This window comes from Rhodoferax sp. (genome assembly GCF_011391645.1).
GTDB lineage: Bacteria > Pseudomonadota > Gammaproteobacteria > Burkholderiales > Burkholderiaceae_C > Rhodoferax.
Genome location: NZ_JAABQC010000004.1, coordinates 33,450 through 53,838, shown reverse-complemented (window position 1 = coordinate 53,838; position 20,389 = coordinate 33,450). Strand labels below are relative to the sequence as shown.

The 20,389-nt window shown below is 57.6% G+C and carries 21 protein-coding genes; 15 read left to right on the top strand and 6 right to left on the bottom strand.

Features of this window, described 5'->3' with window-relative positions; translation table 11 throughout:
- The coding region (locus tag GPS82_RS01355) for a sigma 54-interacting transcriptional regulator (protein ID WP_296490305.1) at nt 1–941 on the bottom strand (941 nt) is incomplete at its 3' end.
- A 261-nt stretch (nt 942–1,202) separates the two neighbouring features.
- On the opposite strand from GPS82_RS01355, the gene petA reads away from it, so the two are divergent.
- From petA to GPS82_RS01335, 4 genes are all read left to right on the top strand, one after another.
- A complete protein-coding gene (gene petA / locus GPS82_RS01350) occupies nt 1,203–1,829 on the top strand; it encodes a ubiquinol-cytochrome c reductase iron-sulfur subunit (RefSeq protein WP_296490304.1) in 627 nt (208 codons plus the stop codon).
- A 378-nt stretch (nt 1,830–2,207) separates the two neighbouring features.
- Nucleotides 2,208–2,825, top strand: coding sequence for a hypothetical protein (locus tag GPS82_RS01345; RefSeq protein ID WP_296490303.1), 618 nt, complete (start codon nt 2,208–2,210; stop codon nt 2,823–2,825).
- Nucleotides 2,826–2,853: 28 nt separating this feature from the next.
- Nucleotides 2,854–4,290 carry a cytochrome c oxidase accessory protein CcoG gene (ccoG, locus tag GPS82_RS01340; protein WP_296490301.1) on the top strand — a complete coding sequence of 479 codons (1,437 nt, stop codon included), beginning with the start codon at nt 2,854–2,856 and terminating at the stop codon, nt 4,288–4,290.
- A 30-nt stretch (nt 4,291–4,320) separates the two neighbouring features.
- Nucleotides 4,321–5,301, top strand: a complete 981-nt coding sequence (locus tag GPS82_RS01335; protein ID WP_296490298.1) for an alpha/beta fold hydrolase — start codon at nt 4,321–4,323, stop codon at nt 5,299–5,301.
- Here the strand turns inward: GPS82_RS01335 and GPS82_RS01330 are convergent.
- Together GPS82_RS01330 and GPS82_RS01325 are read right to left on the bottom strand one after the other, a co-directional pair.
- Complete coding sequence (locus tag GPS82_RS01330) at nt 5,206–6,114, bottom strand: hypothetical protein (RefSeq protein WP_296490296.1); 909 nt, start codon at nt 6,112–6,114, stop codon at nt 5,206–5,208. The two genes, GPS82_RS01335 and GPS82_RS01330, sit on opposite strands and share 96 nt — an antisense overlap.
- Before the next feature lie 4 nt (nt 6,115–6,118).
- The gene (locus GPS82_RS01325) at nt 6,119–6,685 is read right to left on the bottom strand and encodes a LemA family protein (protein ID WP_296490294.1); all 567 of its coding nucleotides are present in this window, start codon (nt 6,683–6,685) and stop codon (nt 6,119–6,121) included.
- A gap of 115 nt (nt 6,686–6,800) precedes the next feature.
- Here GPS82_RS01325 and surE point away from each other — a divergent pair, with 115 nt between their 5' ends.
- From surE to rlmD, 4 genes are read left to right on the top strand one after another with little or no spacing between them, the layout of a single operon-like run.
- Nucleotides 6,801–7,568, top strand: coding sequence for a 5'/3'-nucleotidase SurE (surE, locus tag GPS82_RS01320; protein ID WP_296490293.1), 768 nt, complete (start codon nt 6,801–6,803; stop codon nt 7,566–7,568).
- Nucleotides 7,568–8,374: a protein-L-isoaspartate(D-aspartate) O-methyltransferase gene (locus GPS82_RS01315; RefSeq protein ID WP_296490291.1), complete on the top strand. Its 807-nt coding sequence runs from the start codon at nt 7,568–7,570 to the stop codon at nt 8,372–8,374. The genes surE and GPS82_RS01315 overlap by 1 nt, the downstream gene beginning before the upstream one ends.
- 11 nt (nt 8,375–8,385) lie before the next feature.
- Nucleotides 8,386–9,237: a peptidoglycan DD-metalloendopeptidase family protein gene (locus GPS82_RS01310; protein WP_296490290.1), complete on the top strand. Its 852-nt coding sequence runs from the start codon at nt 8,386–8,388 to the stop codon at nt 9,235–9,237.
- 50 nt (nt 9,238–9,287) lie between these two features.
- Nucleotides 9,288–10,730: a 23S rRNA (uracil(1939)-C(5))-methyltransferase RlmD gene (rlmD, locus tag GPS82_RS01305; protein WP_296490289.1), complete on the top strand. Its 1,443-nt coding sequence runs from the start codon at nt 9,288–9,290 to the stop codon at nt 10,728–10,730.
- Nucleotides 10,731–10,799: 69 nt separating this feature from the next.
- Here rlmD and GPS82_RS01300 read toward each other — a convergent pair whose 3' ends face one another.
- On the bottom strand, nt 10,800–11,495 hold the full coding sequence (locus tag GPS82_RS01300; protein ID WP_296490288.1) for a Bax inhibitor-1/YccA family protein: 696 nt from the start codon (nt 11,493–11,495) through the stop codon (nt 10,800–10,802).
- Nucleotides 11,496–11,683: 188 nt separating this feature from the next.
- On the opposite strand from GPS82_RS01300, the gene GPS82_RS01295 reads away from it, so the two are divergent.
- Nucleotides 11,684–12,094 (top strand): heme-binding protein, encoded by a 411-nt coding sequence (locus GPS82_RS01295; RefSeq protein WP_296490287.1) that lies wholly within the window; start codon nt 11,684–11,686, stop codon nt 12,092–12,094.
- A gap of 8 nt (nt 12,095–12,102) precedes the next feature.
- Here GPS82_RS01295 and GPS82_RS01290 read toward each other — a convergent pair whose 3' ends face one another.
- The gene (locus GPS82_RS01290; RefSeq protein ID WP_296490285.1) at nt 12,103–12,924 is read right to left on the bottom strand and encodes a pyruvate, water dikinase regulatory protein; all 822 of its coding nucleotides are present in this window, start codon (nt 12,922–12,924) and stop codon (nt 12,103–12,105) included.
- Nucleotides 12,925–13,103: 179 nt separating this feature from the next.
- Here GPS82_RS01290 and ppsA point away from each other — a divergent pair, with 179 nt between their 5' ends.
- The 6 genes from ppsA (at nt 13,104) to rplI (ending at nt 19,429) form a co-directional block, all read left to right on the top strand.
- On the top strand, nt 13,104–15,500 hold the full coding sequence (ppsA, locus tag GPS82_RS01285) for a phosphoenolpyruvate synthase (RefSeq protein ID WP_296490283.1): 2,397 nt from the start codon (nt 13,104–13,106) through the stop codon (nt 15,498–15,500).
- Between the two features lie 42 nt (nt 15,501–15,542).
- Nucleotides 15,543–17,852 carry a VC_2705 family sodium/solute symporter gene (locus GPS82_RS01280; RefSeq protein ID WP_296490282.1) on the top strand — a complete coding sequence of 770 codons (2,310 nt, stop codon included), beginning with the start codon at nt 15,543–15,545 and terminating at the stop codon, nt 17,850–17,852.
- 110 nt (nt 17,853–17,962) lie between these two features.
- Nucleotides 17,963–18,328 (top strand): 30S ribosomal protein S6, encoded by a 366-nt coding sequence (gene rpsF / locus GPS82_RS01275; protein ID WP_296159122.1) that lies wholly within the window; start codon nt 17,963–17,965, stop codon nt 18,326–18,328.
- A 9-nt stretch (nt 18,329–18,337) separates the two neighbouring features.
- Complete coding sequence (gene priB, locus GPS82_RS01270) at nt 18,338–18,652, top strand: primosomal replication protein N (RefSeq protein ID WP_296490281.1); 315 nt, start codon at nt 18,338–18,340, stop codon at nt 18,650–18,652.
- Between the two features lie 28 nt (nt 18,653–18,680).
- Entirely contained in the window at nt 18,681–18,965 is a 285-nt protein-coding gene (rpsR, locus tag GPS82_RS01265) for a 30S ribosomal protein S18 (RefSeq protein WP_011464487.1), read from the top strand.
- A gap of 11 nt (nt 18,966–18,976) precedes the next feature.
- Nucleotides 18,977–19,429 carry a 50S ribosomal protein L9 gene (gene rplI / locus GPS82_RS01260; protein WP_296490280.1) on the top strand — a complete coding sequence of 151 codons (453 nt, stop codon included), beginning with the start codon at nt 18,977–18,979 and terminating at the stop codon, nt 19,427–19,429.
- A 51-nt stretch (nt 19,430–19,480) separates the two neighbouring features.
- Here the strand turns inward: rplI and GPS82_RS01255 are convergent, their stop codons facing one another.
- Complete coding sequence (locus GPS82_RS01255) at nt 19,481–20,299, bottom strand: sulfite exporter TauE/SafE family protein (protein ID WP_296490278.1); 819 nt, start codon at nt 20,297–20,299, stop codon at nt 19,481–19,483.
- Nucleotides 20,300–20,389 lie beyond the last annotated feature (90 nt).

Below are 20,389 nucleotides of genomic sequence, written 5' to 3'. Positions count from 1 at the left end.
GCGTTGCTGAGCAAGCTGATATCTTCAGAGCGCTCGCGCAGCGCCGGCAGATGGATGGGGAAGGTGCTCAGACGGTAGTAAAGATCTTCCCGAAAGCGCCCCTGTGCGACCATCTGGTCCAGATCCCGATGCGTGGCAGATACCACCCTGATGTCGGCGTGGCGCTGCTCGGTGCTGCCGACCCGGCGGTAGGTGCCGGTCTCCAGCAGACGCAACAGTTTGACCTGCATGGTGAGCGGAATGTCGCCCACTTCATCCAGAAACAGCGTGCCGCCACTGGCCGCCTCGACCAGGCCGCCGCGGGCGGTGTTGGCACCAGTGAAGGCGCCACGCTCATGGCCAAACAACTCGGATTCAAACAGGGTCTCGGGCAGGCTGGAGCAATCCACCGGCACCAGCGCTTTGGCTGCGCGGCTGCTGGCTTCGTGCAATGCGCGTGCCACCAGTTCCTTGCCGGTGCCCGACTCACCCAGCAGCAACACCGTCGCCATGGACGGTGCCACCCGCGCCACCAGGCTGAGCATGTGCACAAATGCCGGGCTGCGGCCGATCAGGCCCTGCGCTGCCGCCTGCCCCTTCGCCACCCGCAGGGGCTCCATTTTTTCCACATAAAACGCCTGCTGGCCAGTGGCATCGAGCAACGGAGCCAGTTCAATGTTGACGTATTCCTCGCCCTTGGAAGTGTGGTGCAGGTGCAGCACGCGTTCGCGCTGGCCCGATTCGCGCGAGCGCGCCAGCGGGCACGACTCACCGGCCTGATCGCACGGCACGCTGAAGCGGTGCGAAACCTCATAACAGGTGCGCCCGACCACGCTGCGGTCCGGGCTGAACTGGCGCCGGTAAGCCGCATTGGCGGCCAGGATGCGGTACTGGTTGTCAAACAAGATGTGCGGCTCGGGCAAGCCTTCAACGAATGACATGAGTTCGGGCAAGGGTTTCATGGTGAATCCTGAAATCAGATGAGTCTGAATATATGCCAAAACGCTGCCAAGACTGTCATATATGGCAGTTGCGCGGTTTGTCTGAGTTGAGGTTTATTTTAAAAACATGATGTAAAGCATTGAATATAAACAGTATTGTTAAATTTTTAGGATTGGCATGGTAATTGAAGGCTGTGAAGGTGTTGCTCAACATTTGTTCTCGTCGTGCACAACCATGACGCTTGTTGAATTGAACTGCTTGTTAATTTTTTGGAGAATACGATGAATCTTACGGTGCCCTTTGACGCCCTGGCCGCCAATGCCAGTGACCACGACGCCGAGCGCCGCCAGATGGTGTTGCTGACCGTTGCCGCGGCGGGCGTGGCGGTAACCGCCACTGTTGTGCCGCTGGTGTCAAGTTTTGCGCCGAGCGAGCGGGCGAAAGCGGCCGGTGCGGCGGTGGAGGCTGACATTTCAGACATTGCCCCCGGTTCAGTGAAAACCGTTGAGTGGCGCGGCAAGCCGGTGTGGGTGATGCGCCGCACGCCCGAGATGCTGGCAAGCCTGGCCGCGCAGGATGGCCAACTGGTGGACCCGGCATCAATCGTCAAATCGCAGCAGCCCGGCTATGCGCAGAACCCGCACCGATCCATCAATCCAGAATACTTTGTGGCAGTGGGCATTTGCACGCACCTTGGTTGCTCGCCCAACGCGGTGGCAGCCGGCGCTGCCAACCCCAGCGTGGGTGCCGACTGGCAAGGTGGTTTCTTCTGCCCCTGCCATGGCTCTACCTTTGACTTGGCCGGGCGCGTGTTCAAAAACAAACCCGCACCGACCAACCTGGAAGTGCCACCCCACAAGTTTCTGGCTGAGGGCAGGTTGCTGATTGGTGAAGACGACGTGGTTTAAGTTGCATCGTTATAAAAAACTGCCAAGTGTGGTGCCGGTCCTGGGCATTGGGCGTGAGGGGTCAAGCGCGGCTTTGGGCGCGCCGATCTGAGAAAATACCAAGAACAGATGTTGCGGGGACGACAAAGTTTCATGGCTTATGCGTTAACCAAGCGCCTGAATATGTCATGTCATTGACTGCCAATATTGGCAGTTATGTGCTGATCCAAGGTATAAAAATGCCATCAAATATTTTATAACCCATTGAATATATTGAAATAAAACCGTTTTCTGCGTTTCGGCACGATTCTTGTTTGTTAACCAGCAATTGAACGAAAACTGCCATGGCGACTCACACACCAGCCGCCATAAAAATCTTTTAACGGCGGGACTTTTGACATGTACTTCCGTATTTTGAACGACAAGACAAGCGGCGAATTGACTTATTTACTGGCCGACCAAGACGCCCGTGAAGCGGTGCTGGTTGACCCGCATGCGTCAGACTTGCCTGTGCTGCTGGCACTGTTGGCCGAGCGCGATTTGCAATTGCGCTGGGTGTTGCGCACTCACCAGCATGATGCGCAACTGCCAGGTGAACGTGTTCAACTGGAAAGTCTTGACGCCCCCCTGGTTCAAGGTGACACGCTCGAGACCTTGCCACTGGCTTATGATTCCGTGCTTGCCTTCGGAGATGAATTGATCCATGTGCTCAGAACGCCCGGGCACACACCCAACTGCCTGAGCTTTGGCTGGCGCGACCGTTTGTTCTGCGGCGGCCTGCTGGCTGTGACGGCCTGTCGGCACCAATCCCGCCCGGCGCAGCCTGAACTCTTGTGGGACAGCGTGACCCAGCGCGTCTTCACATTGCCTGATGAAACCCTTTTGTTTGCCGGCCACGAGCAGCGCGCCCGCGCTGTGAGTACAGTGCAGGAACAGCGCCGTTGGCATCCGTTGTTTGCGGAACTCACGCGTGATGAATTCCTGGCGCAGATGGCGGCGCTTCCCGAACAAAAATAATCTGTCTATATCTTTTGAGGAAACCCTGATGAGCAATGAAAACAAAGAACCAAAAAAGGTGATACCGATCGCCGTTGCGGAGCCCGACGAGGAATTGGTGTCGCTCTACGCGTCGCACCAAAAAATTTACCCGCGCAGCGTGTCGGGGCTGTTTTCCAAATGGCGCTGGATCATGGTTTGGGTCACGCAAATCATTTTTTATGGCTTGCCCTGGATCGAGTGGGGCCAGCGCCAGGCAGTTCTGTTTGATTTGAGTGTGCGCCGCTTTTATATCTTCGGGCTGGTGCTTTACCCGCAGGACTTCATTTACCTCACCGGTTTGATGATCATCGCGGCCTTGTCGCTGTTTCTGTTCACGGCCGTGGCAGGGCGCTTGTGGTGCGGTTATGCCTGTCCGCAAACGGTGTACACCGAGATTTTTCTGTGGATCGAGAAATTGCTGGAAGGTGACCGTTCGGCCCGGGTGCGCCGTGACGAGGGTCCGATGACTGCCGAGAAGTTTGGTCGCAAGGCCGGCAAGCACTTTTTGTGGCTTGCCTTTGCCTTCTGGACCGGCTTTACCTTTGTCGGTTATTTCGTGCCCATGCGCGACATGACCGGGGCATTTTTGGGTGGCCAGTTGGCCGCCTGGGAGTTTTTCTGGGTCTTTTTCTATGGTTTTGCCACCTATGGCAACGCCGGTTTCATGCGTGAGCAGGTCTGCAAACACATGTGCCCTTATGCCCGCTTTCAAAGCGCCATGTTCGACAAGGACACGTTGATCGTGACCTATGACACCGAGCGCGGCGAACCTCGCGGTGCACGCTCCAAAAAGGCCGACCTCAACACCTTGAACCTGGGTGCTTGTGTGGACTGCAGTTTGTGCGTTCAAGTCTGTCCCACCGGCATTGACATCCGTAATGGCCTGCAATACGAGTGTATTGGCTGCGGTGCCTGCGCCGATGTGTGCGACACGGTGATGGACAAGGTGGGGTATCCGCGCGGCCTGGTCAAGTACTCGACTGAAAATGCCATGAAAAACAACTGGACCAAGGACCAGACGGTGCGGCGTGTGTTGCGGCCCAGGGTGCTGATTTACACCGGCATCCTGCTGGCGATTGTGGTGGCCATTTTTGTCAGCCTGGCGACGCGCACGCCGTTCAAAGCCAATGTGGTGCGTGACCGTGGCGTGATGGCGCGGGTGGTTGACGCTGGCATGATCGAAAACGTCTACCGTATTCAGGTGATGAACGCCACCGAGGTTCCGCAACGCTACAAAGTGTCAGTGAGCGGCTTGCCCGGCCTGCTCGTGACTTCTGAAGACACCATCGACATCGCCTCCACCGAGGCCCGCACGATGGCGGTGCGGGTGCAGGCCCCGCCAGATGCGGCAGCGCCCGGGACTCATGAGATTCACTTTGCCGTGGAGTCGCTTGACAGCCCTGGCCGACTGGACGAAAAGTCTACCTTCATGGTTCCCAAGTAGGCGACTCAACCGTTGCCGGCCGCCCGCGCCATGTTGTTGACTCTGGTGCTGGGCCTGGCTGGGCTGTGGCTGCTGCGCGCCGCCGCCCACGCCCTGATTTTGAGGGGTTTGCGCGCACCGCGCGTCGCAGCCCAAACCACGCCTGATCTCCTTGGGCTGGTGGCGACCCCGGTGCATGTGCCAGGGCCGAATGGCAAAACATTGTTTGCGTGGTTTGTGCCAGTGCCGGGGGTGCCTTGTGCCCCTGCGGTGTTGGTCATGCATGGTTGGGGCGCCAACGCCAGCATGATGTTGCCGTCGGTGGCACCGCTGCAGGGGGGTGGCTTTGCTGTGCTGCTGCTCGATGCGCGTTGCCATGGTGCCAGCGATGATGAACCCTTCACCTCGTTGCCGCGTTTTGCCCAGGACATTGAAGCTGGTCTGGATTGGCTGGCACAACAACCCCAGGTTGACGCCCACCGAATGGCAGTGTTGGGCCATTCGGTGGGCGCGGGTGCCGCCCTGCTGAGTGCGACGCGGCGCAGCGACATCCGCGCGGTGGTGAGCATCAGCGCGTTTGCCCACCCCTATGAGGTGATGCGGCGCTTTTTGGCGAGCCATCACATTCCCTACTTCGGCGCGGGTTGGTATGTGCTGCGCCACGTGCAGCGGGTCATCGGAGCCCGCTTCGACGACATTGCTCCCATGCGCAGCATGACCCGGGTGCGCTGCCCCGTGTTGCTGGTCCATGGCGAAGACGACGACATCGTGCCATTTGACGATGCACGGCGCCTGCTTGCCGCCGGGCAAGCGGGCAGGGTACAACTGTTGACCGTTTCCGGGCGCCACGACCCGAGTGAAGCGCTGCACACCGAGTGGTCGCCCTTGCTGACGTTTTTGAAAAGCCAGACTGACCCATCCTCCCGGACGGAATCCTCAGGCCAGATAAAACCATCCAGCGGTGGCCACGATTCCCATCGCCAGGTGGAAAAAGCTCCAGCGCAAAAATTGATTGCGAAGCGCCTGGGGTGACAGGGCTGAAATTAAAAACAGGCGCCCATCCCGGGGCGCGCCCAGCAGGTGAACGCCCGGCCGTTGGCGGATCTCGCGGTGCTGGCGCTCGACCGTTTTGGTCGCCAACTTGCGGGCCAACTCCCACTCATGCAGATCAACGGTGCCGTTGCGGTCCAGGTCGAAGCGCTGGTGCAAACTGGTGCGGTCCTGCTTCCAATGGTTCAGCAACGTGCCCACATCGTCTCGCAAGCTCAGGGCTGTGCTCGCCCCGCCGATGGTCGAAAAGTCGCCAAGCACATAGATCGTGCTGCCGCCAAACAGCAATTCTTCCACCAGCTTGTGGTTGCCGGGGTAAGTGGTGCGCACTTGCGGGCTTACCACTTCAGCGTGCTCGGGGTCAACGGTGCAGACACCGGTTGGGTCGCTGATGTCAAATGTGGCGCTGCTCACGCCGCTTTCAATTTGACGCCACTCCCGCTTGGCGTTGTCTTTGGAAAAGAGCTTGTACCGGTACCAAATGCACTGGATGCCACCCAGTGGGGTGAAAATCAGGTTGTCAGCGTCCACACTGGCGCGGCCCATGACCTCCACATAGCCCTGTGCTGCCGAGGCGATGCGCGACGTTGCCAACTCGGCAATGGCCCGGGCGCGGCGCAGGTTGCCCAGCCAAGCCGCACCCGCCAGCAGGGCGGCACCTGCCAGACACCAGCTTGCCTGTTGCCCGATTCCCAATTGCGCCGCGATGGCAAACAGGGCGATGTACAGGCCGGTGGCCAGCCCGGTCAGGTTCAGCCCAAGGTGAGTCAAGCCGCGCAAGCCGCGCACCAGCATGGCATCAAGCCTTGAAACGGTCAGCGATGCTCACATCTTCAAGTTCTGCGGCAGCAAATTTCAGCAGGTCAAACGCCTTGAAGTTAAACAGCCGCGCCACAACCACCCCCGGAAACTGCTCAATGGCCACGTTGTTGATATTCACGCTTTCGTTGTAAAACTCGCGCCGGTCTGCAATGGCGTTTTCAAGCCCGCTGATGCGTGCCTGCAGGTGCAAAAACTGCTCGTTGGCTTTGAGTTCGGGGTAAGACTCGGCCAGTGCAAACAGCTGTCCAAGCCCACTGCGCAGGGCGCCTTCGGCCAGACCCAATGCCCCCAGGTCATGCGATTGGCGGGCCTCTGACACCCTGGAGCGCGCCTGGATCACTTTTTCCAGAGTGCTTTGCTCGTATTGCATGTACTGTTTGCAGGTGTCCACCAGCTTGGGCAGTTCCTCATGGCGCTGCTTGAGCAGCACGTCAATATTGGCCCAAGCTTTTGACACCGCGTTCTTGACGTTGACCAGGCTGTTGTACAGCGTGATGGCGTACACCACAATCACTGCCAGCACAATCCAGAAAATAACACCCATGACCCGCTCCTTGTAGTTAAGCCGGAATTGTCCTACAGGGCGAGCCCGGTCCAGCCCATGAAGGCTGTCCAAAGCGCTTTGGCACCCTATACTTCAAGTCTAATAGGGCCATACGATGAAAATTCTTATTTGTAACGACGACGGTTTTCAGGCGCCCGGCATTGTGGCGCTCTATGAGGCGCTCAAAGACGTGGCCACGGTCGAGGTGGTGGCGCCCGAGCACAACAACAGCGCCAAGTCCAACGCGCTGACGCTGCACACTCCGCTGTACGTGCATCTCGCGGCCAATGGCTTCAGGTACGTCAACGGCACGCCGGCCGACTGTGTTCACATTGCCTTGACGGGCTTGCTCGACTATCGGCCCGACCTGGTGTTGGCGGGTATCAACAACGGCGCCAATATGGGGGATGACACCATTTATTCGGGCACCGTGGGTGCTGCCATGGAAGGATATTTGTTTGGTATCCCGGCCATTGCCTTTTCGCAGGTGGAGCGGGACTGGCACAACCTGGATGCGGCGGCGATCAAGGCGCGCGACCTGGTGCTGCAAATGGGACAGCAAAACCTGATTGGCAACACGCCCTGGTTGCTCAATGTGAATATTCCCAACCTGCCGCTGGCCGAGTTGGGCCATTTGAAGCTGTGTCGCCTGGGCCGACGCCACTCCGCTGAAAAGGTGATTACCCAAAAAAGCCCGCGTGGCGAAACCATGTACTGGATTGGTGCGGCAGGTCCGGCGAAGGACGAGGCCGAGGGCACTGATTTTCATGCGACATCGCAGGGGCATATTGCCATGACGCCGCTCAAGGTGGACCTGACGGACCATGACCATTTGGGTTACTGGGCGCAAACCGCGGCCAAGCTCGCCAGTCTGGTCGATTGATGACGCAGCCCAACCCCGGCAGCGGTAAGCTGCGGCCCGGTTTTCCGGCCAGGCTGGAGACGCGCAACACCCCGGTCGCACCCGTGCGGCCGAGCACGCCGCAAAGGCCAGTGGCCGTGTCAGCGTACAAAAACACCCTGATTCACGGCGTTGGCCTGGATTCGAGCGCGGTGCGCCAAAGCATGGTGGCCAAGCTGGCGCAGCAAGGCATGACGGACTCTGCGGTGTTGCAGGCGCTGGGCAGCATTGAGCGCCACCGTTTTGTTGACACTGCCTTGGTGAACCAGGCGTATGAAGACACCAGCCTGCCCATTGGCCTGGGGCAAACCATTTCCAAGCCCGGGGTGGTGGCCAGGATGCTGGAACTGCTGCGTCAGGGCAGCCCCGGCCGGCTGGGAAGGGTTCTTGAAATTGGAACAGGCTGTGGTTATCAGGCTGCAGTGCTAAGCCTGCTGTGCCAGGAGGTTTATTCGATGGAGCGCTTGCGCGGGTTGCATGACAAGGCGCGCAACAACCTGCGCCATTTGCGGCTGGCGAATGTGCACCTGCTGTTTGGCGACGGGATGCCGGGTTATGCCAAAGGCGCGCCCTATGCCGGCATCATTGCGGCGGCTGGTGGCGAGGCTGTGCCGCAAGCCTGGATTGACCAGTTGGCCGTGGGCGGCAGGCTGGTGGCGCCAGTGTCTGCCGGCGCCATGCATGCGGGCAAACAGGTTCTGGTGGTGATCGACAAAACACCACAGGGTGTGCGCCAGTCGGTGATGGAAGGCGTTTACTTTGTCCCCTTAAAATCGGGTATTGCATGATTGGGGGTGATATGACGGGTTTGAAACGATGGTTGGGTTTGTCTTTGGCATCAACCTGTGTGTTGTTGGGTTTGGTGGCCTGCAGCTCCAAAAGCATTAACCGGGCGCCAGTTGAGGTGCGCGTGACGGGTGGCGGCACGCCAGTCGATAACTCGGCACTGGTCAAGCAACCCCAAGGCTTTGAAAATGCCGGCAAGCCGGGTTATTACACCGTCAGACCAGGCGACACCCTGACCCGCATCGCCCTGGAAAATGGCCAGAGTCCGCGAGACATTGCAGCCTGGAGCAAAGTCGAAAACCCCAACCGCATTGAAGTGGGTCAGGTTTTGCGCGTGCTGCCTCCGGTGAACCAGGAGGTGGTGGTTCAGGCGGTGACCAAACCGGTGGTCAATGCGGGCAGCCTGACGCAACCAGTGGCTCCGGCAAGCTCAACCGCGCCTGCCGAGTCCAGTGTGCCTGCCACAGCCAATAGCAAGCCAACAACTGCAACAGACTCGGAAATCAACTGGGTCTGGCCCGCCAATGGCACAGTGCTGGCCGGGTTTGATGAGGTCAAAAACAAGGGGCTTGACATTGGTGGGGCGGCTGGTGATCCAGTTTTGGCCGCCGCTGATGGCCGTGTGGTGTATGTGGGTGCCGGTTTGCGCGGCTACGGCAATCTGATCATCCTGAAGCATGACAATGTGTACCTGACGGCTTATGCCCATAACCAGACGCTGTTGGTGAAAGAAGACCAGGCCGTGCTCAAGGGGCAAAGAATTGCCCAAATGGGCAGCAGTGATGCCGATCGTGTCAAGCTGCACTTTGAGGTGCGTCGCCAGGGCAAGCCGGTCGACCCTGCCAAGTACCTGCCTGCCCGTTGAGTGAGCCGTCTCATGCCCGTCCAGGCGGGCACCACCAAGAGTTGAACTGAATGACTGAAGCGACTGATCCCGCGGCCGACAAAGCTGCCATGCCTGCCGACTGGCTGTATGTGGAGTCTCTGGATCTGGAGGCGCAGGGTGTGGCCCACAAGGCGGACGGCAAAGTGGTGTTCATCGAAGGCGCATTGCCCTTTGAATACGTCAGCGCCAACATCAACCGCACCAAGCACAGTTGGGAGCGGGGCACGCTTACCACCATCCACCGGGAATCCTCGCAGCGGGTGCAACCCCATTGCCCGCACTTTGGCCTGCACACCGGCGCCTGCGGTGGCTGCAAGATGCAGCATCTGCATGTGAGCACGCAGGTGGCGGTCAAACAAAGGGCGCTGGAAGACAATTTGTGGCATCTGGGCAAGCTCAAGCCCGAGACCATTTTTCGCCCGATCGAAGGCCCGGCCTGGGGCTACCGCTACCGTGCCCGGTTGTCGGTGCGCTACGTGCGAAAAAAAGGCACGGTGTTGGTGGGTTTTCACGAACGCAAGAGCCGCTATGTGGCCGACATGCAGGTGTGCCCGGTGTTGCCACCGCATGTGGATGCCTTGCTGATGCCTTTGCGCGCGCTGATCGCCTCGCTGGAAGCGGTAGAGACCTGTCCGCAAATCGAATTGGCCTGCGGGGACAGCGTGACGGCGTTGGTGTTGCGTCATCTTGAGCCTTTAAGCGATGCCGATTTGGCCAAACTGCGCGACTTTGCCCTGCAGCATGCGGGTGTGCAGTGGTGGTTGCAGTCCAAGGGGCCTGAAACCGTGTGTTTGCTCGACGAAGGCGGTGATGTGCTGAGCTACGCCTTGCCCGAATTTGGCATCACCATGCCGTTCAAACCAACAGATTTCACACAGGTCAATCCGCAGATCAACCGTGTGCTGGTGTCGCGCGCCCTGAGTTTGCTGGATGTGCAAGCCGATGAGCGGGTGATCGACTGGTTTTGCGGTCTGGGCAATTTCACCCTGCCTTTGGCGACACGGGCGCGTGAGGTCTTGGGCATTGAGGGCAGTGAAACGTTGGTGGCACGGTCACGCGAAAACTACCTGAACAACAAAGAGCCAGCCAATTCTGGCAAACAGTTGGCAGTCACTGACTTTGCCGTCCGGAATCTTTTCGAAATGAGCCCAGAGCAACTTGTTGCCGATGGTGTTGCCGACAAATGGCTGGTGGATCCACCCCGCGAAGGTGCCTTTGCCCTGGCGCGGGCGCTGGCCAGTCTGCATCAGCAAAGATTGGGGGTGTCAGAGGAGCCTGCCACGCCGGGTGCCAATGCCTGGCTGCCACCCAAACGCATTGTCTATGTGAGCTGCAACCCGTCAACGCTGGCGCGGGATGCCGATGTGTTGGTGCACCAGGCGGGTTACAAGTGCAGCGGTGCGGGCGTGGTCAACATGTTTCCGCACACCGCCCATGTCGAGAGTATTGCGGTCTTTGACTACCTCGCGTAGCGCTCGCAGGGGTCAGGCCTGCGCCATAAAAAAAGGCTCACGAAGAGCCTTTTTTTTGATGCGCTGAGATCAGTCGCGTTCGCCACCAAAGATGCCCAGCAATGCCAACAGGCTCTGGAACACGTTGACGATGTCAAGGTAAAGCGCCAGCGTGGCGCTGATGTAGTTGGTTTCACCGCCGTCCACAATGCGCTTCAGGTCATACAGCATGAAGGCGCTGAAGACACCGATGGCTGCCACCGAGATCGCCATCATGCCGGCGGTCGAGCCGACAAACACGTTGATGATGCCGCCGACGATTATTGCCAGTGCGCCAACAAACAACCACTTGCCCATGCCCGAGAGGTCACGCTTGATCACGCTTGACAGGCTGGCCATCACAAAAAAGACCCCGGCAGTACCGCCAAAGGCCGTCATGATCAGGTCAGGGCCATTTTTGAAGCCCAGCACCATGGCAATCATGCGCGACAACATCAGGCCCATGAAGAAGGTGAAAGCCAGCAATACCGGAACACCGGCGGCAGAATTTTTGGTCTTTTCAATGGCGTAGATGAATCCAAAGGCGCCGCCCAGAAATAGCACCAGACCCATACCGCCACCCAGCGATTGGGTGATGCCCGTGGCCACACCCAGCCAGGCACCCAACACGGTTGGAATCAGGCTCAGAGCCAGCAGCCAATAGGTGTTGCGCAGAACTTTGTTGCGCTCTTGCGCCAGGGCGCCAAAGCCATGGCCACGTTCGATGGATTGGACGTTGTCAGTCATGTTCAAACTCCTTGCTGGGTTACTGTCAAATGAAAACGTGTCCATTTTAAGGTGCATAGTTCCTGGTCAGGAGGTCTGCACCCTGCGAGTTCCTACTTTTCATGAGGATACTTTAACCTTTCATGCCGGCAAATCGGGGGCCGAGCCGGGTTATGCTTTGGCCATCCCAATCTGATGGCGCCTACCTTATGAAAAACAAACCTGCACTTGAATTCTCAGACTTGAAAATTATGGCCGCTGCGGCCGAAGCTGAAGCGCTTAAAAATAACTGGCCGGTGACGATTGCCGTGGTGGACGACGGTGGTCATTTGTTGTGGTTGCAGCGACTCGATGGCGCCGCCGCCATCTCTGCGCACATAGCGCCAGCCAAGGCCCACACGGCGGCGCTGGGGCGGCGCGAAAGCAAGGTGTACGAGGACATGATCAATGGCGGCAGAGGCTCATTCTTGAGCGTGCCCGCCCTGTCCGGCATGCTTGAAGGCGGTGTGCCGATCATGAAAGACGGGCAATGCCTGGGTGCCATCGGGGTCAGCGGTGTGAAATCAACCGAAGATGCGCAAATTGCGCGCGCTGGTATCGCGGCGCTGGATTTGGCTTGAAGCCCAAGTCAATAAGCGGTGTGCTCAATGCGCAACTCCTGCAAAATAGTGGTTGCGATTTCTTCGATCGACTTGGTGGTGGTGGACAGCCACTTGATGCCGGAGCGGCGCATCATGGCCTCCGCTTCCCTGACCTCATGGCGACAGTTGGCCAGCGAAGCGTATTTGGAGTTTGGTCGGCGCTCATTGCGGATTTCACTTAAGCGTTCCGGTTGAATCGTCAGCCCAAACAGTTTCTTGTTATGGGCCTTGAGGGCAGGGGGCAAGTCCTGCCGTTCAAAATCTTCCGGAATCAGTGGGTAATTTGAGGCCTTGAGCCCGTATTGCATCGCCAGGTAAAGCGATGTGGGGGTTTTGCCGCTGCGGCTGACGCCCACCAGGATCACGTCAGAACTTGCCAGATCGCGATGCGATTGGCCGTCGTCGTGGTCGAGCGAAAAGTTGATGGCGGCAATGCGTGATTGGTACTGTTCACTTTTACTGGCATCGCTGAAGCGTCCAATCCGGTGATTGGACTTGATGCCCAACTCCAGTTCAAGCGGGTGCACAAAGGTGTCGAACATGTCCATCAACATGCCCAGGCAGCCCTGCCTGATGACGGCCATCACCTCTTCGTTGGCCAGGGTGGTGAACACCAGCGGCTTCTTGCCCTCCAGGACACTGGCCTGGTTGATTTGCCGAACCACCTGGTGCGCCTTGTCCACCGTGTCGGTAAAAGGCATTCGGACCTGGCGAAAGTCAACTTCAAACTGGTTCAGGATGGCGTGACCAAAGGTTTCGGCAGTAATGCCGGTGCCATCCGAGACAAAAAATACGGTGCGATTGGGCATGATGGAAATGGGTGGGAATGGATTGTCGAGCGAGTCAAAGCCTACAATAATTATCTGACCAAATTCAGAGCGCCAAACAATCCATCCATTCAAGCAACAAACAGATGCGTTTGCCTCAGCATGAGGCGCAGGTTAATTGCGCCTGATCAAGCCCGGTTTTTTAACTTCTGGAGTTTTTTATGACAGCAAGATTTGCAGCGACCGCCTTGGTCGTTCCATTCGAAGACCTGAGGATGACCGACGTGGACTCAGTCGGCGGCAAAAATGCCAGTTTGGGGGAAATGATCTCCAATTTGCCAACTGGTGTCAAAGTTCCCACGGGTTTTGCCACCACGGCCCATGCCTTCCGGGAGTTTTTGGCTTTTGACGGCTTGACCGCCAGAATTTTCGCGCGCCTGAGCACGCTCGACACAGAAGATGTGAATGCGCTGGCCGTTGCCGGTGCCGAAATTCGCGCCATGATCGAATCGCAACCTTTTCCAGCCGATCTTGAGCAGGAAATCCGCAAGGCCTTCATCGTTTTGTCTGGCGACAACACCAAGGCCTCGTTTGCGGTGCGCTCGTCAGCCACCGCCGAAGACCTGCCCGATGCCTCATTTGCGGGCCAGCAGGAAACCTTTCTGAATGTGACGGGCATTGAAGAAATCCTGCACAAAATCAAGGAAGTTTTTGCCTCGCTCTACAACGACCGCGCCATCAGTTACCGGGTGCACAAAGGCTTTGCCCATGAGCATGTGGCGCTGAGCGCTGGTATTCAACGCATGGTGCGCTCCGACCTGGGTGCTGCCGGTGTCATGTTTACCCTCGATACCGAGTCCGGCTTTGACCAGGTGGTGTTCATCACCTCCAGCTACGGTTTGGGTGAAACGGTGGTGCAGGGCGCGGTGAATCCGGACGAGTTTTATGTGCACAAGCCGATGCTCAAGGCCGGCAAACTGGCGCTGATCCGGCGTAATTTGGGCTCCAAGCTGATTCAGATGCAGTTTTCAAGCGCCGAGGAAAAGGCTGCTACCAAACAGTTGGTCAAAACGACCGATGTGCCCACCGAGTTGCGCAACCGTTATTCCCTGACGGATGCCGATGTGCAAAAGCTGGCAGCCTATGCGGTGGTGATTGAAGAGCATTACGGCCGCCCGATGGACATTGAATGGGGCAAAGACGGCATTGACGGCGAGTTGTACATCCTTCAGGCGCGCCCGGAAACCGTCAAAAGCCAGGCGGCTGGCAAAGCTGAACACCGCTACAAACTCAAAGGCAAGGGCAACGTGCTGGTCGAGGGGCGTGCCATTGGCCAAAAAATTGGCACCGGTCCGGTCAGGGTGGTGCACAACCTCAGCGAGATGGACCGTGTGCAGCCCGGCGATATCCTGGTGACCGACATGACCGACCCCAACTGGGAACCGGTGATGAAGCGTGCCTCGGCCATTGTGACCAACCGCGGCGGGCGTACCTGCCATGCCGCCATCATTGCGCGTGAACTGGGCATTCCTGCGGTGGTGGGCTGCGGCCATGCTGACCAGGTGCTCAAGGACGGCATGCTGGTCACAGTCAGTTGTGCCGAAGGGGATACCGGATTCGTTTATGACGGCCTGCTGGAAACCGAAGTGACCGAAGTGCTGCGCGGTCAGATGCCCGAGATCGACGTCAAGATCATGATGAATGTGGGCAACCCCCAACTGGCGTTTGATTTCTGCCAGTTGCCCAACTCAGGTGTTGGTCTGGCGCGCCTGGAGTTCATCATCAACAACAATATTGGTGTGCACCCCAAGGCGATCCTGGATTACCCCAACATTGATTCGGACCTGAAAAAAGCGGTGGAGTCGGTGGCGCGGGGTCATGCTTCACCGCGCGCTTTTTATGTGGACCGTGTGGCGGAAGGGGTGGCCACCATCGCCGCTGCATTCTGGCCCAAGCCGGTGATTGTTCGTTTGTCGGACTTCAAGAGCAACGAATACCGCAAACTCATTGGTGGCAGCCGTTACGAACCCGAAGAAGAAAACCCGATGCTGGGTTTTCGCGGTGCCGCGCGTTACATCAGCGCCGATTTTGGCGAGGCGTTTGCCATGGAGTGCGAAGCTCTCAAGCGCGTTCGCAACGATATGGGCCTGACCAATGTGCAGGTGATGGTGCCATTTGTGCGCACCTTGGGGCAAGCACAAAAGGTGACCGAGTTGCTGGCGCAAAAAGGGCTCAAGCGCGGCGTGGATGGGCTCAAGCTGATCATGATGTGCGAGATTCCCAGCAACGCGATTCTGGCCAAGGAGTTCCTGCAGTTCTTCGACGGCTTTTCGATTGGCTCCAACGATTTGACCCAGCTGACCCTGGGGCTGGACCGCGACTCCGGACTGGAAGTGCTGGCCAAGGACTTCGACGAACGCGACCCTGCCGTCACGAGCTTGATCAGTCAGGCAATCCAGGCCTGTCTGGCAGAAGGCAAGTACATCGGGATTTGCGGCCAGGGGCCCAGCGATCACCCGGACTTTGCGACCTGGTTGATGGCACAGGGCATATCGTCGATATCGTTGAATCCTGATACCGTGGTGGCCACTTGGCAAAATCTTGCCCAAGGCAAGTAAGTGGTGCGTGGTGTCATTGGCTGAGGACGCTGGCATCCATTGATGGTTGACGCCGACGTGACCACAGGCAAGAGTCTGCCGACTGCAAACCTGACCCGTTTGCACGGCTGGCTTTTGCTGGTGTGGTTTGCCGCGTCTTTTGGTGTCGTTTTCTTTGCCAATGACCTGATGCAAATCGTCGCAGGTTGGCCAGTGTCCTACTGGTTTGCCGCGCAGGGCAGTGTCATCATTTTCATCGGCATCGTGGCAGTATTTGCCTGGGTTGCCAATAGGCAGGAGGGACCGGCGCCACCGGTTACAGCCGACATCTTGGCGTACAACCGCCGTATTCATCGCCGGTTTGCCACTTTTGTGGTGTTGCTCATCATGTTCATCGTGGCGCTGGCGCTGGCCGAGCAAAACGGGTTGCGGAAAATCTGGGTGGGCGCCACTTTTCTTTTTGCCACCGTTTTTCTCTACGCGTTGATCGGCATTTACGGGCGTACTTCCAATGCGTCGGAATATTATGTGGCGGGCCGGCGTATTCCTGCGATGTACAACGGCATGGCCATTGCCGCTGACTGGATGAGCGCCGCTTCGTTCATCAGCATGGCGGGCGGGCTTTATTTGCAGGGCTTTTCAGGATCAGGCACTGAGCCTGGCGGTTTGGTCTACGTGCTGGGCTGGACAGGGGGCTTTTGTCTGGTCGCGCTGTTTGTCGCACCGTATCTGAGGAAACTCAACCTATATACCTTGCCAGATTATTTTGGCCATCGTTTTGGCGGCCGCTGGCCGCGCATCATTGCTGCCTGGTCCGCGGTTTTGTGTTCTTTCACTTACGTGGTGGCACAAATTTATGGCGTTGGTCTGATCACGTCCCGCCTGACAGGTGTCCAGTTCGAGATTGGCATCCTGCTGGGTCTGGGTGGCGTGCTGGTGTGCTCGTTTCTGGGCGGCATGCGCGCGGTCACGTGGACGCAGGTCACGCAGTATGTGGTGGTGATCCTGGCGTTTTTGATTCCGGTGTCCTGGCTTGCCTACAAGCAGTTGGGCAACCCGGTGGCTGCCGTGGTTTATGGTCAACAGCTGCCGAAAATTTCAGCGCTGGAATCGCAACTGCTGAATTCACCCGCTGAACAGCAGGTGGTCCTGGAATACCAGCGGCGCGCCACCGAGTACGAGCGCAAGTTGATGCAATTGCCCGCCTCACTTGAACAGGAAAAAAGGGACCAAAAAGAAATGATTCAGCGCCTGACGGCAGCGCAAGCGGATGAGTCAGTTATCGTGACGGCGAGGCGTCAGCTGGCCGCCTTGCCGCGTGACGAGGCCACGGCACGCGAGCGCTGGACGCAGGCCATGCAGGAAGATCTGGCACGCGCCCAGCCTTTGGCGGGCATGCCCACGCACACCCAGCCCTTTGCAGGCAACCCACAGGGAACGGCTGAAGAGCAATCATTGTTCGACGCGTCCCGGCGAAACTTTTTGGCACTGATGTTCTGCCTCATGATTGGCACGGCGGGGCTGCCCCATTTGCTGACGCGTTTTTACACCACCAGAACCGTGGCCGAAGCCAGGAACTCGGCCACATGGTCTCTGTTTTTTATTGCCCTCCTGTATCTTTCTGCGCCCGCACTGGCCGTGTTGGTGAAGTTTGAGGTCATGAGCCAATTGGTTGGCATGCGCTTTGATGATTTGCCGGTCTGGATCGCGCAATGGACCAAGCTTGATCCGACCCTGATCTCTGTCAGTGACATCAATGGCGACCGTATCCTGCAGTTTGCGGAACTGCAACTGGGTCCTGACATCGTCATGCTGGCCACGCCAGAATTGGGCGGCCTGCCGTATGTGGTGTCTGGTCTGGTCGCGGCTGGCGGTTTGGCTGCGGCATTGTCAACAGCCGACGGCTTGTTGCTCACCATTGGCAACGCCTTGGCGCATGACTTGTTTTTGTGGAAAAACGCAGATCGTGCCGGATCGGTGCGCCGTGTGATGCTGTCAAAGTTTGCGCTCCTGCTGGTGGCCTTGGTGGCCGCCTATGCGGCAGCGCAGCGTCCTGCTGACATTCTTTTTATGGTCTCTGCCTCGTTTTCCCTGGCTGGTTCGGCCTTTGTGCCCGTCATGATCTTGAGTATTTTTTGGGCTGGTGTGACCCGTTTTGCGGCCGTGGCGGGTATGTTGACCGGCTTGTCAGTAACGGTTTATTACATGCTGATCAACATGACCGCGGTCAGAACCATGCTGAATCTGGAAGGCTCCGGTCTCTGGTTCAGGATCGAGCCCGTTTCGGCAGGAGTTTTTGGCGTGGGCGCGGGATTGTTGGTGACGATTGTCCTGAGCTGGCTGACCCGGGGCTCTGCTGCAAGTGCGCGCTGAGCGATGCCAAAAGATTAACTGGCTATAATCGCGAGTTACCTTACCGCACCTCAATTAGACGCTGAGGGCGGTTTCTTGCCTCTTTAGAGGTTTATCCAGAAGGAGTTTCAATGCGTCATTATGAAATTATCCTCATGATTCATCCGGATCAGAGCGAACAAGTTCCAGCCATGCTGGAACGTTACAAGGGCATGATCGTTGCCGGCGGTGGCAAAGTGCACCGTGTCGAAGACTGGGGTCGTCGCCAGTTGGTCTATCTGATCAACAAATTGGCCAAGGCCCATTACCTGTGCGTCAACATCGAAGCCGACCAGGCGGTCATGGCTGAACTTGAGCATGCTTTCAAGTTCAACGATGCCGTGTTGCGCCATTTGACGGTTCTGAAGAAAAAGGCTGAAACCGGCCCATCTTCCATGATGAAGACCGTTGAGCGCGAAGACGCTCGCAAAACGCAGCAAGCCGAATACCAGGCTTAAATTTCCTGAGTGACAACACCGAGTGCCAACGTAGCCGTTAATCAATTCGTATTAACGGCGCAAATTGTCGAATCAAGCACCATGCGTTATACGCCCTCTGGTGTGCCGGCCTTGAACTGTTTGTTGGAGCATGCCTCCGAAGCAGTTGAAGCCGGTCAGACGAGACAAGTCAAAGCACTTTTGAAATCCGTGTCATTTGGTTCTGTGGCTGAGCGATTGGCCCAACAGGAACTCGGAAGCAGTTGGCTCTTCAAGGGCTTTTTGGCTTCTCCACGCGGTAGCAAACAACTGGTGTTTCATGTTCAGGAATTTGCTCAAAGTTAAAGTTTTTTAAAAATTTAAGGAGTCCATCATGGCCGGACCAAAACGTTTCAATAACAAAGACAAGCGCCCAAAGCGCCCCGCACAAAATCTGCTGTTCAAGCGCAAGCGCTTTTGCCGCTTCACGGTGACTGGCGTCGAAGAAATCGACTACAAGGACATCGACACCTTGCGTGACTTCATTGCTGAAAATGGCAAGATCATCCCCGCGCGTTTGACGGGTACACGCGCCATTTTCCAGCGTCAGCTCAACACGGCTATCAAGCGCGCACGCTTTTTGGCGATGCTGCCTTACAGCGACCAGCACAAGATCTAAGGACCACAACCATGCAAATCATTCTGCTCGACAAGGTGGTGAACCTTGGTACCCTGGGTGAGATCGTTCGTGTCAAGGACGGTTATGCCCGCAATTTTCTGATTCCGTCAGGTCGCGCTCGCCGCGCCACGGCATCTGCCAAGCAAGAGTTCGAAGCACGCCGTGCTGAACTCGAAAAAGCGGCAGCCGCCAAACTGGCCGAATGCCAGGCGATCGGTGAGAAGCTTGCCGGTCACGCCTGCAAGTTGACGCAAAAAGCCGGCGTGGATGGCCGCTTGTTTGGCTCCGTGACCAATGCTGACATCGCCGAAGAACTGACCAAAGCAGGCTTTGCTGTGGCCAAGTCTCAGGTTCGCATGCCCAATGGCCCGATCAAGACGGTCAGTGACAGCACGGTCAGTGTTGCACTGCACACTGATGTGGTGGTTGAAATTACCGTTTCGGTGTACGGCGAAACAGCCTGATACCGGTCAGTCCAAAAAAACCGCCAGTGGCAACACGGGCGGTTTTTTTTGCTACGAAGTCAGCCAGCCCTTGTACAGCATGTAAGCGGCCAAGAGATACAAAATGCTGGCGAACACACGTTTCAGGCGTTTCACGGGAAGTTTGTGCGCAGCCTTTGCCCCGAGTGGCGCCGTTAAAACGCTACAGCTCGCAATGACGAGCAAGCCTGGCAACCAGATGTAGCCCAGAGAGTAGGGTGGCAGGTGCTCAAGCGTCAAGCCGCTCAAAATATAACCTGTCGCGCTGGCAAGGGCGATCGGAAAACCGAGCGCGGCAGAGGTCGCCACAGCGTTGTGGATCGATACGTTCACCCAGGTCATGAACGGCACGCTGATAAAACCGCCACCAGCCCCCACCAGACCCGACAAAAAACCAATCACCGAGCCGGCACCGAGCAAACCGAGGCTGCCAGGAATTTCCCGACTTGGCGGCGGTTTTTTATCCAAAAACATTTGCGTGGCTGAAAAGCCGACAAACAGCGCAAAGAAAACGGCCAGTGAGGACCCTTTGAGCAGGGCAAAGACACCCATGCTGGCAATCATGCCACCCAGGACGATCCCTGGGGTTAACTTTTTGACCAGGTCCCAGCGCACGGCGCCTCGTTTGTGGTGTGCCCGCACACTGGAGATGGAAGTGAAAACAATGGTCGCCATGGAGGTGGCGATGGCCATTTTGATGATCAGTTCAGGGGCCACACCGCGGTTGGTCAGGATGATGGTCATGAAAGGCACCATGACCATGCCGCCGCCAATGCCCAGCAGTCCGGCCAGAAAACCCGTGCACAAGCCGAGTGTTGCCAGTTCAATAATTAACAGGGGTTCAAACTGCATCTGGCAGGAAGTGGGTAGGGTGCCTGCGCATGTCACCGGATCCTCATCCTGAACCGGGGTTCAGGTGGGCGAGGTCAGTCGATGTCTTGG